The following is a 14375-nucleotide window of genomic DNA, read 5'->3' as shown; positions in this document are numbered from 1 at the left end:
GGCATCAGACGCGGTCGCGGAAGGCCCGGATCGACAGGGGCGCGAACACCACCGTGATGCCGACCGCCCAGAGCAGGGAGATTCCGGCGTGCTCGGCGACGGGACCGCCGCTGAGCAGTCCCCGCACCGCGTCGGACAGGTGGCTCACCGGGTTGACCTCGACCCACTTCTGCAGCCAGGTCGGCATCGTGTCGGTGCGCACGAAGGCGTTGCTGGTGAAGGTGATCGGCATCATCAGCGAGAACATCAGGATCTGGACCTTCTCCTGGTCGGAGGCGCGGAGGCCGACCAGGACCGCCACCCACGACATGGCCAGCGCGAAGGCCAGCAGCACCGCGAGCGCGCCGGCGACGCCGATCAGGCCCGTTTGCACCCGGAAACCGAGGACGAGGCCCAGACCCAGGAAGAGGGCGAACGCCCACACCTGCTTGAGCGTGTCGGCCACGATCCGTCCCGCGAGCGGGGCCGAGCGGGCGATCGGCAGGCTCCGCAACCGGTCGAAGACGCCCTTCGTGATGTCGGTGTTCAGCCCGACGGCCGTGGTCATGCTGGCGAACAACATGTTCTGCGCGACCAGGCCGGGCAGCGCGAACTGCAGATAGTCACCGGTCGACCCGGCGATGGCGCCGCCGAACACGTAGGTGAACAGCAACAGGAACATGACGGGCTGGACGCTCAGGTCGAGCAGCTCCATCGGATTGTGCTTGATCTGCACCAGGCTCCGCCACGACAGCGTCATGGTGTGGCGGAACGTGGCCGCGGGGCTGACCCTGGGGGCGGCGACGGCCCCTCCGGCGGTCCCGGCGATCGCGGTCATGATGTCTCCTCGTCAAGGTTGTCGGGGGTGCTCGGTCGGGTCCCGTTCGCCGCCGGGTCCGGCGGCGCCGGTGTGGTCGCCCGGCTCATGCCGGGACCTCCTCCGGTAGTTGCGCCTTGTCCACGGCCGCGTGCCCGGTGAGGGCGAGGAACACCTCGTCGAGACTCGACTTGCGCAGCGACAGTTCGGAGGCGATCACTCCGAGGTCGTCGAGACGGCGGACGATCGCGGGGACGGCGGCGGCGTCGCGCACCCCGGCCCTCACCAGGCCGCCCGACACGGTGGGCTCTGCGCCGAGGATGTCGCCGACCACGCGGGCCACCAGGTCGAGGTGGGCGGCCTCCACCGGCCGTACCTCCAGCACCTGGCCGCCGATCGTCGCCTTGAGCTCGTCGGACGTGCCGGTGGCGATGACCTTCCCGTGGTCGAACACGACGATGTCGTCGGCGAGCTGGTCGGCCTCCTCGAGGTACTGCGTGGTCAGCAGGACGGTCACCCCGTCGCTCTGGAGGCCGCGCACGACACCCCACAGCTCGGTGCGGCTGCGCGGGTCGAGTCCCGTCGTCGGCTCGTCGAGGAACAGCACCTGCGGACGGCCGATCAGGCTGGCCGCGAGATCGAGGCGCCGGCGCATGCCGCCGGAGTAGGTCTTCGTCGCCCGGCCTCCCGCGTCCGTCAGGTCGAAACGCTCCAGAAGCTCGGCGGCGCGCCGCCGAGCGTCGGCCCGCGTCATGTCGAGCAGGCGGCCGATCATCACGAGGTTCTCCACGCCGGTCAGCGTCTCGTCGACCGCGGCGTACTGACCTGTCAGCCCGATCAGCGAGCGCACCTGGTGCGCCTGCCTGACGACGTCGAACCCGCCCACCTGGGCCCGGCCGCCGTCCGGCCGCAGCAGGGTGGCGAGAATGCGGACGGCCGTGGTCTTGCCGGCGCCGTTGGGCCCCAGCACCCCCAGCAGCCGCCCCTGGGGCACCTCGAGATCGACCCCGTCGAGGGCACGGGTCTCGCCGTAGTGCTTGGCCAGGCCCTGTGCCTGGATCGCGTATCTCATCGACGTCCTCCCTGTTTGTGGACGCCCCCACCTTGCGGTATGCCACTGACAATTCACTGAGCGTCGCGATCAGCCGCTGACATATCGCTGACGGAGGGCCCCTGTCTCTTAGGGTGGGATTGTGAGAGGTCCATTACGGGATCCCGCCCATCGGGTGTCACGGCGCGCGATCGTCCTGTGGCTGATCGAGTCGCTGATCGGGTTCGCCGTCTTCTTCGGCGGCGCCCTGCTGCTCGCGTACTGGATCGGCCGCAGCGACTGGTCGGCCCTGCCCGGCTGGCTGTCCGACAACGCGTGGCTGCTCCCGCTCGTCGTCGGCGTCGTGACGGCGCCACTGGTGATCATCGAACCGCTCTGGCGCTACGCCGTGCACCGGTGGGAGCTTTCCGGCGACGTCGTGTACGCGAGGTCGGGCTGGCTGAGCAGGGAATGGGTGTTCGTTCCCGTCAGCCGGATCCAGACCGTGGACAAGGCGCAGGGCTGGTTCGAGCGCGCGCTCCGCCTCGCCACCGTGGAGATCCGCACCGCCTCGCACGCCGGGTCGTCGACGATCAAGGGCCTCGACTACGACGTGGCCGCCGGCTTCGCCGCGGAACTGGCCCGCCGGGCCCAGGAGCTCAGGGACGACGCGACATGACAGAGCCAGGTGCCGGACAGCCCGGTCCCGCGCCGTCAGGTCCCGGACAGCCGGGTCCGGCGCCGTCAGGTCCCGGACAGCCATGGCCGGCGCAGCCGGGCCCCGCTCGGCCGGAGGCCGGGCCGCCGGTGCCGGGCGGCCATCCCGCTCCTCCGGGCGCGACGCCGTACGGGAACACGGGTGAGCCCCGGCGGCTGAGCCCGCGCGTCCTGCTGATCGACCCGATCAGGATGTTGCCCGGGTTGTTGCTGCCTCTCGCCGGAGTCCTGGTGGCGGGCGGATTCTCGCCCGCGTCGTTCGGCTGGGCGGCCCTCGGCGTGGCGGGATCGGTGGTCTACGCGATCGTCCGCTGGGCCACGTTCACCTACCGCGTCTCCGGCGACCGGCTGGAGCTCACCCGCGCGCTCGTCAGCCGGTCGGTGCGGACGATCCCCCTGGAACGGGTCCGCGGCATCGACATCACCGCCCCGCCGCTGCACCGCCTGCTCCACCTCGCCGTCCTCAAGCTGGACACGGGCGCGGGCGGCGGCGAGCAGGAGGGCGAACTCGACGCGCTCACCGTCGAGGAGGCGGAGAACCTCCGGGCGGTGCTGCTGGCGCGCCGTGCCGTGACACCGTCCCGCCGGCCGGAAGGCTCGGCCGCGGAGCCCGAGGCCGCGGCGCTGTACGGCGCAGGGACCCCGGACGGCGTCGCCCGCGACGACGCCGCACCGGCACACGAACGGGCGTACGGCCCGGCGCCCGATGCGGTGCCCGGGCAGGTTTCCGGGCATCACGACGAGCGAGTCGTCGGCCGTGTGCCCCGATCCTGGCTCAGGTACGGCCCGCTGTCCGGCGCCTACCTGCTGACGCCCTTCGCGCTGCTGGCCGGAGCCGTCGGCCTGTTCTTCCAGGTGAGCGGCGAACTGCGTGTCGACGCGCGGACGGCGCGGGAGGTGTTCGCCTGGGTGGAGGACCGTCCCGCCCTTCTGGTCGCGGCCGCGGTGCTGCTGGTCCTCGCCATGCCCGTGGTCGGAGGCGTCATGTACGCCGTCTTCAACTGGGACTTCACCCTGCGCACCAGGGACGGCTATCTCGTGGCGGAGCGCGGCCTGGTCACGCGCCGCACCGTCTCCCTGGAACGCCGCAGGATCCGCGGATACGAGCTGGTCGACGGGTTGATCGAACGCCGGTTCAACGTCGTGCGGTTGTGGGCGGTGGTCACCGGCCTCGGCGACTCCGAGACAAGGGGGCAGCTGCTGCCGGTGGCACCCCGGACGTTCGCCACCACCGTCGCCTCGGACGCCGTAGGACCCTTCTCCGCCCCGCTGCGGCGGCACCCGCCCCAGGCGCGGCGCCGCAGGCTGTTCCGGGCCATCACACCCTGGCTGGCGGTCGCCGCCGCCGCGGTCCTGCTGGGATGGGAGGTCGCCGCCCTTGCCGCCGTGGTCCTGGCGCTGCTCGGAATACCGCTCGGGCTCGATCGCTACCGTTCCCTCGGGCACGCCTACGACGGCAAGCGGCTGTCGGTCCGCAGCGGGTCGCTGCGCAGAGCCCAGGCCGTCGTCGAGCGTCGCGCCGTCGTGGGCTGGACCCTGCGGCAGACGGTGTTCCAGCGGACGTCGGGCGTGCTGACCGTGGTCGCCGGCGTCGGCGCGGGCACCGGCGGATATCCCGCGATCGACACCGGGGAGACCCAGGGCGTGGAGTTCGCCGCCGAGGTCACCCCCGACTGGATCCGCCCGTTCCTCGCCCCGCCGGCCCAGGCCGACACCCAGTAGACCCGGCAGCGGCCAGGTCACGCGAAAGCGGGCACCCCGTCCGGGCCGACTCCGCAGAGGCGGCCCGGACGAAGTGCCCGCACGATGCAGACACCGCTCACTCGGGTCACTCGGGCTTGCGCGCCCCGAACATGATCTCGTCCCAGGTCGGAACAGAGGCGCGACGGCCCCGCGACTTCCGCGGCCGGGCCGGAGCCGGCTTCGGCACGGGCGGTGCGGGCGTCTCCGGCTTCGTGTCCTTGGGCGTTTCCTTGACGGCGGTCTTCACCGGCTCCTTCGCGGGAGCCTTGGCGGCCTCGTCCTTCGCGGCGGGTTCGGCGCCGTCCCTGCCGGTCGGCTTGGCGGCGGGGGCCGTCGCGGCCGTCCCGCCTCCAGGCCGGTCGCCGTTGCCGGCTCCGGCCCGAGCTGCCGCAGGGGCCTGAGCGGGTACCCCGCGTCCGGTCGTGGCAGGAGCAGCCGGCTTGGAAGGCGCAGGCTCTGCCTTCTCCGCCTTCTCCGCCTGCTTCGCCGGGGCCGCCGGAGCGCCGCCCGCGGGCCTGCCCGCCGCCGCCGTACCGGTGGCGGCACGCGGAGGTGCGGGAACCGGACGGGGAACAGGGGCGGGCCGCGGAACCGGACGGGGAGCGGGCGCGGGCGTTGGAGCAGGCTCGGCCGCGGTTTCGGCCGGCGTCTGCGCGGGAGCGGGATCCGTCCCCGCCGTAGCGCCGTGGGCCTCGTCTACGGATTCGTCAGAGTCCGCGGCGCCCGTGGAGTCCTCAGCGGTCCCCGAGGCGTCCGCCGCTGCCGTCTCCCGAGTCTCTTCGGCGGCGGGCTTCGCGTCGTGCTCGACGTCGGCCGAGGCGTCGGACTCGGCGTCGGATTCGGATTCGGATTCGGATTCGGCGTGAGGCTCGGCGGCCTCCTCGTCCTGTGCGTTCCGCGCGTCGGAAGCCGTCGCGGCGTCCGAGGCGGAAGCCTCGTGCGCCGGAGCGTTCTCGCCGATGCGGTCCGTCCCGGCCGTCTCCTGCTCCGACGCCTGTTCAAGGGCGGCGTCCCGCGACTGTCCGGGGTCGTCGAGAACGGGCTCGGGCGCCTCAGACGCGGAGGGCTCAAGGGCGAAGGGGAGCATGGACTCGGCGATCGCGGGCGCTTCGAACTCCGGCGCGCTGACGGCCGGGTGGTTGACGCGCCTGTCGTCCGCGACCGGGCGGAGCGGCGTCGGGGCCGGCGCGGCCGGTGTCGCCTGAGGCAGCAGGAAGGCGGGAGGCTCCTCCACCTCGTCCGGCTCGACCAGCGGCTCCGGCAGCCGGAAGGGCACCGGCGCGGGCTCGGATCGGTACGCGGCAGGGTCCTCGCGGCGCGGCTCGGACCGGTAGGTCGCCGGGTCTTCACGGCGCGGCTCGGACCGGTAGGTCGCCGGGTCCTCGCGGCGTGGCTCGGATCGGTAGGTCGCCGGGTCTTCACGGCGCGGCTCGGACCGATACGCCGCAGGCTCCTCGTAACGGGGCTCATGCCACGACGGGGGCTCCTGGCGCAGCGGAGGGTCGAGTCTGGCCGGCGGCTCGTGCCGTACGGCCGGGCGGTCGTAGCCGGGCTCGGCACGTCCCTGCGGGTTCTGCCGGCCGGGCAGCGACGAACCGGGAAGCGGCGCCACGGGGGCGAGCTTGGCCGCGAGCCTCGGCACGAAGGGGCGGACGGTCGAGTCGTCGGTGTCGGGCTCGACGTACTCGTCCGCCGACAGGCGCATGGCCTCGTCGTCGTTCGGGGTGATGTGGCGGCGCCGCGGGTCGAACAGCCACTCGGCGTGCCGGGTGTGCCCGTTCCAGACGAAGCCGAGCTTCACCCGCCACAGGTTGTCGTCGCGCTTGGAGGAGTCCCAGTCGATCTCGTCGGCGGGCACGCCGCGGCGGGTGAGCCGCTCGGCGACCAGATCGCCGAGCGTCGGGCCGGGGGTGGTCTCTCCGGGCAGGCGGACCGGGACGCGCTGCGCCTGCTGGGCCATGTACTCGCGCTCCTGGAGAACGGGTCCCTCGAACCAGCGGACTCGTTCCACCGGGATGCCGGCGGTGGCCGCGATCTCCTCAGCCGTCTCACCGGCGCGGATTCGAGCCTGGATCTCCTTGGGGCGCAACGGACTCTCCACTTCGATCTCGTACTGGCCGAGACGGGAGAAGTTGCCGCGGACCGCGGCGCGGAGCCGGTCGTCGACGGGAAGCGTGAACCGCGTGCCCCGTCCGGCCGTGGCCAGGACGAGATACGTTCCGTCCTCACTTACCGCGACGAGACGGAGCTCCTGCATGCGAGTCCCTTCGTCATCGTGCTGCGTCTTCCCCCGGACCCTTGAGTTTCTCGCGTGAGCCGGTTGCCTTCCAGCACCGTACCCGGCATGTCCGAACATCGCCTCGCCGAGGGGTGGGGCAGATGTTGTGACGCCGGTCACATTTTCCGCGCTCACCTTGCTACAGCCCGACGGACTACGGCAAGCGGGCTGATGTTCTCGACGGATTGTCCCGTACGGCGACGCCCCGAGGGGCGGAGTCGGCTCATGAAGCGAGAGAACGGAGGGTCGTTCTTCCTGAGGTGATGCGCGCTCACCGTCCGTGGCCGCGTCCGTCCCCGCGCCGGGACGGCGGAGGACGTCGTGGTCGCCGCGGAGGTCGTGGCGGCCCCCGCGGGGTGGTGGGCCCTCAGGCCCCACCCGCGGGAGGGGTTGATGTGCACTTGCTCCCCCGGGGTTCGAGTGGCACGCCGGGCTCAGGCCGCCCGTGCCTCGCAATGTGCCCGTAAGCCGGTCAGTTGAGGCAACCCGACACGCCGAGAACGCACCACGAAGGTGTTCTCTTTACGTGGCCGTGGTTTCCGAGCCCTCGGCGGGGGAACCGGCCCGTGCCGTGCCGAGCACCTGGTCAAGGTAGTCGTTGGCGAACAACCCGTGCGGGTCGAGCCTGTCACGCAACACCTGGAAGTCGGCGAATTTCGGGTAAACGGACTGGAGGTACGCCGCGTCCCGAGTGTGCAGTTTGCCCCAGTGCGGGCGGCCCTGGAACCTCGTCATGATCTCCTCGACGCCCGCGAAATAGGCGGGGTTCGGCGTCCGGCGGTAGACGTGGCAGGCGATGTACGCCGACGGCCTGCCGTACGCGGTGGACAGCCACGCGTCGGACGGCGGCGTCACCCTGACCTCGACCGGGAAGGTGATCTTCCAGTCGGCGCGCTCGATGAGGTCCCGCGTCTCGCGCAGGGCCTGGGCGAGGTGCCGGCGGGGGATGGCGTACTCCGTCTCGAGGAAGCGCACCTCCCGGACGGACGTGAAGATCTTGTATGAGGCGTCCACGCACTCCGACGCGCTCAGCACGCTCGCGGACAGGCCGTTGATGCGGGGGATGGTTGCGGGGAGGCGGTCTCCGAGGGCGCACATCGCGCCGAAGAGCGTGTTCTCCAGGAAGACGTTGTCCAGCCAGTGCTTGAACGCGCCCGGCGGCCGGGCGGGGCCGGGGGAGCGGTTGTTCCGCTTGACCAGGCAGGTGTCGGTGTGCGGCAGCCAGAAGAAGTCGAGGTGCTCGTTTTCGCCCGTGAGGTCATCGAGCGAGTCCAGGATGCGGGAGAACGACATCGGCTCGCGGCGCGCGTGGAGGAGGAAGGACGGCTCGACCCGGAACGTCACGGCGGTGAGGACGCCGAGGGCGCCCAGGCCGACGCGCGCCGCGTCGAACAGGTCGCCCTCGCTCACCGTGGCCGTCGAGCCGTCGGCCAGGACGATGTCCATCTCGAGGACCTGGTCGGCGAGGCCGCCGACCTCCCGGCCCGTGCCGTGGGTGCCGGTCTGGATGGCCCCGGCGACCGTCTGGGCGGTGATGTCCCCCATGTTGGCGAGGGCCAGCCCGCGTGCCTGGAGTTCCTCGTTGAGCACGCGAAGCGGGGTGCCCGCGGCGACCTTGACCCGGCCGTCGCCCGTCTCGATGATCCCGGTCAGCCCTTCCGGCCTGAGCATGATCCCGTCGGTGAGTGCCACGCCGGTGAACGAGTGTCCGGTGCCGAGCATGCGGACGCGCCGTCCGTCGCGCGCGGCGTCCGAGACGGCCCGCACCACGTCCTCGGCGGACGCGGGCGTCCGGAACTCGGAGGGAGTGACCGACTGGTTGCGTGCCCAGTTGACGAAGGCGCCCATGTTCCTCCTCGCGCAGTGAGAACCGCACGCCCCCGTCGTGGAACATGAACACTACTCATAAAATGACCGGCTGCCTATGGCCGGAGCGCCGCTCGCGCGGGTTCAGTTGGTGCGGTGCTCCGCCCGCACCAGAGTGGACCCCGCCACGCCGACCAGCGCCGCGGCGAGGGCGCAGGCGAAGGTGAACCCGTAGGCGTTCGACGCGCCGAACGTGTCGGTCAGGTGGCCGCCCGCCCAGGCGCCGATGGCCACGCCGAAGCCGAGCGACGTCGAGATCCAGGACATGCCCTCGGTGAGCTGCGAGGCCGGGACCAGGCGTTCGATGAGGGAGAAGCCCGTGATCAGGGTGGGGGAGATCGCCAGCCCGGCGAAGAACATGGCCACCGCCATCGCGCGGACGTCCCCCATCAGCAGGACCGGCGTCATCCCCGCCGCGAACACCGACAACGCCCGGATGAAGCGGCTGCGGAGGCTGATCCGCCAGTTGCGGGAGCCGTACCAGAGGCCGGAGACCATGCTCCCGCACGCGATCGAGGCGAGCAGGAACCCCGCCGCCGCCTTGCTGCCCTGTTCGTCGGCGAAGGCGACGGTGATGACGTCGACCGAGCCGAATACCGCGCCCATCGCGAGGAAGACGCCCGACAGCAGGGCCACCCCGGGGATGGCGATGGGGGAGCCCGAGTGGTCCTTGTGCCGGAGGGCCGGCGGCTCCGTGCCACGCAGCGCCGCGAACGCCAGCGTGCCCGCGACGGCGAGGACCAGGGCGACGATGAGCCCGGCGTACACGTTCACCGCCGTGGCGAGAGCGGTCACGAAGGCGGGGCCGCAGACGAAGATGACCTCGTCGGCCACCGACTCGAACGAGAAGGCGACGTGCAGCCGGTGCGAGCCCTTGAGAACGTGCGACCAGCGGGCCCGCACCATCGACCCCAGGGACGTGGCGGTGGCCCCCGCCGCGACGCCGGTCGCGTAGAGGGTCCAGATCGGGGCCTTCGTGTGGGCGCACATCATGAGGCCCGCGAGTGCGGCCCCGTGGAGGACGACGAGCGGCACGAGGATCTTCGCCTGGCCGTACCTGTCGACGAGGCGGCCGGACACCGGGGCGGCCACCGCGTTGGCGAGCGCGAAGGCGGCCGACACCGCGCCGGCGGTGGCGTAGGAACCCGTGAGCGCCGAGATGAGGAGAACCAGGCCGATGCCGAGCATCGACATGGGGATCCGGCCGACGAAGCCCGTGATGACGAAGCCCTTGACGCCGGGCGTGCCGAACAGACCTCGAAAGGGCCCCACCATGTCGCATCCCTTCAGCACCGTGTCGTCACGTGATCGCGGCCCGGCCAGGGGAACGCGTGGTCACGCTGTGCGTCCGGGCACACCGGCTGGGAGCGGCGGCGGCCGCGGGGCGTCGTCCCCACGGCACGCGGACGATGACGTACGCCGCTCGACCCTTACGCACAACCCCGGCGTAAGGCAAGTGATTTTTACGTCTTTGGGGTGAAGGGATTAACCTGAGCCAGGTGCGTCTTCTTCCCCGGTCCACGCATCTTCGTGCTCTTGTGGCCGGGCTGACCGTACTGATCGCCGGGATCGTCGCCGGAGGCTTCGTCCTGCTGGGCTCCGCCGGCGAAGGTGAACAGCCCGTGTCGGCCGGCGCCACTGCTCCTGTTCCGGTTCCCGGCTCTCCTTCGGCTTCGGCTGAGATCGTCCCCGACCCGGCGCTGCCCTCGAGCCCGCCCGTCGCCGACGCCGCCGTGCGCGTCACGCCGCCGAGCATGATGGCCATCGCTCCCGCTCCGGTCTCCGCCGACACGTTGCGGGCCATCGCCGCCCTGAAGAACGTGCGGGAGGTGGCGGGCGCCGACGGCGGCGCGGTGCGCGCCTCCGGCAGGGGACTGCAGTTGCTGGCCGTCGACCCCACCTCGTTCCGCTCGTGGACGCCCAAGCCCGTCGCCGACAAGCCCGAGGTCTGGAGCGCGCTTGCGCGTGACGAGGTCGTGGCCGACAGCGGGACGGTCGACCGCACGGGCATGGTGCTCGGCGCCGAATACCAGATCGACGGGGGCCCGCAGGTGCGCCTGGCGGCGTCCGCCCCGCTCGGCCTGCCCGGCGTCGACGGCCTGGTCAGCATCGGCCTGGGCCGTCGTCTGGGACTCGCCCCTGGCGTCGTCGTCCTCATCCACACCGACCACGGCACGGCCGACAGGCGCGCGGTCGGCCGGCTGCTCGGGAAAAGGGCGCAGATCGTCACCGTGGGTGCGGCCCGCACCCCGGTCGTCGCCCCGTCGAAGCCCGCCTCGACGTCCGGACTGGTCGGACGGCCGGGCAGCTACCTGGAGCTCTACCAGCGGGCCGCGACCACCTGCCCCGGCCTGTCCTGGACCGTCCTGGCGGCCATCGGGCAGGTGGAGAGCGGCCACGGGCGTAACAACGGGCCGTCCTCTGCGGGCGCGCTCGGGCCGATGCAGTTCATGCCGGCCACGTGGGAGGCCTACGGATTCGACGGCGACGGGGACGGCGAGAAGGACATCTGGAGCCCCTACGACGCCGTCCCGGCGGCCGCGAAATACCTCTGCGCGAACGGCGCCGGGCGCGGCGGCGACAAGCTCAGGAAGAGCGTCTGGTTCTACAACCACTCGTGGTCGTACGTGGACAAGGTCCTCGGTCTGGCCGGGGCGTACGCCCGGAGATATCCGTAGGGATCAGGAGGGCCTGCGCACCGGCGCCGGGCAGCAGGTGGCGGCGCAGAGGACGGGCTCGGGCTCGGCCAGCAGTTCGCTCACCATGGAGACGAACCGCGGGTGCGTGCCCGCGGTGGCCGCCCGGCTCAGCCTCATGCCGAGCTTGTCCGCCATGGTCGCCGCCTCGATGTCGAGGTCGTAGACGACCTCCATGTGGTCGGACACGAATCCGATAGGGACCACCACGACCGCGCGGACGCCTTCCACGTGCAGCGCCTCCAGGTGGTCGCACACGTCGGGCTCCAGCCAGGGGACGCTCGGCGGGCCGCTGCGGCTCTGCCAGACCAGGTCCCAGGACCGGCCCGCGCCCACCTGCTCGGTCACCAGCGCGGCGGCCTTCCTGAGCTGCGCCTCGTACGCCCCGCCCGCGGGGCCGGCGGTCCTCGCCATGGAGACCGGGATGCTGTGCGCGGTGAAGACGAAGCGCGCGCCGTCCCTGTCAGCGGGCGGAAGGGCCTCGAGAGCGGCGCGGGTGTGGTCGGCCATGGCCGCGATGAATCCGGGGTGGTCGTAGTAATGCCGCAGCTTGACGATCTCCGGCGCCCCGGGGACGGCTGCCCGCGCGCGGTCGATGTCGTCGAGGTACTGCCGGCAGCTCGAGTAGGAGCTGTAGGCGGCCGTGACGAACGCCGCCGCCTTCCTGACCCCGTCGGCCTTCATCTGGCGGACGGTGTCCTCCAGGAAGGGATGCCAGTTCCGGTTGCCCCAGTAGACCGGCAGGTCGACGTCGAGCGCCTCGATCAGGTCGCGGCACTGCTGGTTGATCGGGCTGACTCCGCCGAAGCCCTGATAGTGCGCCTCGACTTCGAGCAGCCGTTCACGCGGCACTCCGCGGCCCCGGACGACGTTCTCCAGGAACGGCATGACGTCGTCGGGCTTCTCCGGTCCGCCGAATGAGACGACCAGCAACGCGTCGTAAGGCAAGGTGCTCCCCATGGCTGTCCAGCCTACGCACGCGCCGGTCCGGTCGCGGCCGGAGGTGGGCTCCGTTGGGATCTTGCGGAGATCCAGGTAGGTTCGAGCGGTGAGCCAATTTCCGGACATCCGTGAATACGTTGCCCTGCCGCGCGTGGTGTCGCTGCGGCTCTCCCCCGACGGGACCCGGCTCGTGTCCGTGGTCCAGTCCCTCAACCCCGACCGCTCGTCGTACGGCACCGCGCTGTGGGAGATCCCGCTGGACCCCGCCGCGGAGGCGTACCGGCTGACACGGTCGGCGAAGGGAGAGGCGGGCGCGGAGTTCACTACCGGGGGAGAGCTGCTGTTCGTCTCCCGCCGGCCCGACGAGACCGTGAAGGACAACGACGAGGACGTCCCGGCGTTGTGGCTGCTCCCCGAGCGCGGCGAGCCCCGCCGGATCGCGGCCAGGCCCGGCGGGATCGGCGGCGTGCGGGCGGCAGGCGGCGCGGTGATCGTCGCCGCCAACGTGCTGCCCGGTGACGCCGCCACCGAGGAGGAGCGCCGGAAGGCTCGCAAGGACGCCGGCGTCAGCGCGATCCTGCATGAGCAGTACCCCATCCGTTACTGGGATCACGACCTCGGGCCCGCCCAGACCCGCCTGCTCGCCGGTTCCGTCCAGGGCGGCCTGGACGACGCCGCGGACCTGACGCCGGAGCCGGGCCGGGCGCTGGACAGGGTGTCGTTCGCCGTCACCCCCGACGGGTCGTCGGTCGTCACGACCTGGCTGGTCTACCTGCCCAGCGGCGAGATGCGGGCCGAACTCGCCGCCATCGACATCGCGACGGGCGCGCGGCGCACCCTGGCCGCCTCCGAGGGGCACGAGTTCGGCGGCCCCGTGGAGGTGTCGCCGGACGGCCGGTACGTCGCCTGCACCCGGGAACGGCTCGGCGACCAGGAACTCTCGACCGCGCTCGACCTGTGGGTCGTCGACCTGGAGACCGGCGAGGGCCGGGCGCTGGGCGGCGAACTGTTCCCGTCCGCCGTCGCGTGGGCGCCCTCGTCGGACGCGATCTACATCGCGGCCGATCACCTGGGCCGCCGGCCGGTGTTCCGGATCTCCCTCGACGGCGACGTGTCCCGGGTGACCGAGGACGACGGGGCCTACCAGGAGCTGTGCCCCGCTTCCGACGGCACGCTCTACGCCCTGCGCAGCGCCGTCGACTCGGCGCCCCGGCCCGTGCGGATCTCCCCGGACGGCTCCGTGACCGACCTGCCGTCGCCCGTGCCGTCGCTCGACCTGCCGGGCACGCTGACCGAGGTCAGCGCCGTCGCCGAGGACGGAACGGAGATCCGCGGCTGGCTCGTCGTGCCGTCCGAGGCGTCGGCGGAGAACCCGGCGCCGTTCCTCCTGTGGATCCACGGCGGCCCGGTGGGGAGCTGGAACGACTGGTCCTGGCGCTGGAACCCGTGGCTGATGGCCAGGAGCGGCTACGCCGTGCTGCTGCCGGACCCCGCCCTGTCCACCGGGTACGGCCAGTCGATGATCGACAGGGGCTGGGGCGACTGGGGGCCGGTCACCCACGCCGACCTGATGGCGATCACGGACGAGTGCCTCAAGCGGCCCGAGATCGACGACCAGCGGATCGCGGCCATGGGCGGATCGTTCGGCGGATACATGGCCAACTGGGTCGCCGGGCACACCGACCGGTTCAAGGCCATCGTCACCCACGCCTCGTTGTGGAACCTGGACCAGTTCGCCGGGACGACGGACGCCTCGATGTACTGGCAGCGGGAGTTCGGCTCGCCGGGCTCGGCCCGCTACGCCCGGCTGTCGCCGCACCACTCGCTGGACAAGATCTCCACGCCGATGCTGGTGATCCACGGCGACAAGGACTACCGGGTGCCGATCGGGGAGGGGCTGCGGCTCTGGTGGGACCTCCAGCGCTCAGGCGTCGAGTCGAAGTTTCTCTACTTCCCCGACGAGAACCACTGGGTCCTCAAGCCGGGCAACGCCGTCGCCTGGTACGAGACCGTGCTGGCCTTCCTGGCACAGCACGTGCTCGGCGCCCCCTGGGAGACCCCCGAGTCCCTGAGCTGACCCCGGGGCGCCGCCCCCCTTATGGGTGATCATGCACAGATTCGCCGGCACCCCTCGCGACCTGCACCTACTCGGGGCGTGATCATGCACGGGTTCGGTGATCAGCTGTACGGCCTGCGGCGTCGCAGTGCGTGATCATGCAGGCCTTCGGGCCCGCGAACGCTGATCTGGGAGGATGGCGTCCGTGACCATGCAGTCCGGAAATTTCCGGACTGCATGATCGTGTGAGG

General features: G+C 71.9%; 10 protein-coding genes. 4 read left to right on the top strand and 6 right to left on the bottom strand.

All coding sequences use genetic code 11. The annotated features are described in order from the left end of the window. Window positions 1–4: 4 nt before the first annotated feature. Both Pka01_RS14425 and Pka01_RS14420 read right to left on the bottom strand, forming a co-directional pair. Window positions 5–817 carry an ABC transporter permease gene (locus Pka01_RS14425; protein WP_203883228.1) on the bottom strand — a complete coding sequence of 271 codons (813 nt, stop codon included), beginning with the start codon at window positions 815–817 and terminating at the stop codon, window positions 5–7. A gap of 85 nt (window positions 818–902) precedes the next feature. Continuing rightward, window positions 903–1868, bottom strand: coding sequence for an ATP-binding cassette domain-containing protein (locus tag Pka01_RS14420; protein WP_203883227.1), 966 nt, complete (start codon window positions 1866–1868; stop codon window positions 903–905). 121 nt (window positions 1869–1989) lie between these two features. Between Pka01_RS14420 and Pka01_RS14415 the strand changes: the two genes are divergently transcribed. Both Pka01_RS14415 and Pka01_RS14410 read left to right on the top strand, forming a co-directional pair. Next, window positions 1990–2505: a PH domain-containing protein gene (locus Pka01_RS14415; protein WP_239114972.1), complete on the top strand. Its 516-nt coding sequence runs from the start codon at window positions 1990–1992 to the stop codon at window positions 2503–2505. Beyond that, window positions 2502–4265 (top strand): PH domain-containing protein, encoded by a 1764-nt coding sequence (locus Pka01_RS14410; protein WP_239114971.1) that lies wholly within the window; start codon window positions 2502–2504, stop codon window positions 4263–4265. Before Pka01_RS14415 ends, Pka01_RS14410 begins: the two co-directional genes overlap by 4 nt. 106 nt (window positions 4266–4371) lie before the next feature. Here Pka01_RS14410 and sepH read toward each other — a convergent pair whose 3' ends face one another. From sepH to Pka01_RS14395, 3 genes are all read right to left on the bottom strand, one after another. Beyond that, a complete protein-coding gene (gene sepH / locus Pka01_RS14405; protein WP_203883226.1) occupies window positions 4372–6543 on the bottom strand; it encodes a septation protein SepH in 2172 nt (723 codons plus the stop codon). A gap of 543 nt (window positions 6544–7086) precedes the next feature. Continuing rightward, window positions 7087–8412 carry a D-arabinono-1,4-lactone oxidase gene (locus tag Pka01_RS14400; protein WP_203883225.1) on the bottom strand — a complete coding sequence of 442 codons (1326 nt, stop codon included), beginning with the start codon at window positions 8410–8412 and terminating at the stop codon, window positions 7087–7089. 102 nt (window positions 8413–8514) lie between these two features. Continuing rightward, on the bottom strand, window positions 8515–9705 hold the full coding sequence (locus Pka01_RS14395) for an MFS transporter (RefSeq protein WP_203883224.1): 1191 nt from the start codon (window positions 9703–9705) through the stop codon (window positions 8515–8517). 224 nt (window positions 9706–9929) lie between these two features. On the opposite strand from Pka01_RS14395, the gene Pka01_RS14390 reads away from it, so the two are divergent. Beyond that, window positions 9930–11108 (top strand): lytic transglycosylase domain-containing protein, encoded by a 1179-nt coding sequence (locus Pka01_RS14390; RefSeq protein ID WP_239114970.1) that lies wholly within the window; start codon window positions 9930–9932, stop codon window positions 11106–11108. A 3-nt stretch (window positions 11109–11111) separates the two neighbouring features. Here the strand turns inward: Pka01_RS14390 and Pka01_RS14385 are convergent, their stop codons facing one another. Continuing rightward, on the bottom strand, window positions 11112–12086 hold the full coding sequence (locus Pka01_RS14385) for a ferrochelatase (protein WP_203883223.1): 975 nt from the start codon (window positions 12084–12086) through the stop codon (window positions 11112–11114). 88 nt (window positions 12087–12174) lie between these two features. On the opposite strand from Pka01_RS14385, the gene Pka01_RS14380 reads away from it, so the two are divergent. After that, window positions 12175–14145, top strand: a complete 1971-nt coding sequence (locus tag Pka01_RS14380; protein WP_203883222.1) for a S9 family peptidase — start codon at window positions 12175–12177, stop codon at window positions 14143–14145. Window positions 14146–14375 lie beyond the last annotated feature (230 nt).

The organism is Planotetraspora kaengkrachanensis (genome assembly GCF_016862895.1).
Taxonomy (GTDB): domain Bacteria; phylum Actinomycetota; class Actinomycetes; order Streptosporangiales; family Streptosporangiaceae; genus Planotetraspora; species Planotetraspora kaengkrachanensis.
The sequence above is the reverse complement of the archived record's forward strand: the minus strand, read 5'-3'. Positions and strand labels throughout refer to the sequence as shown.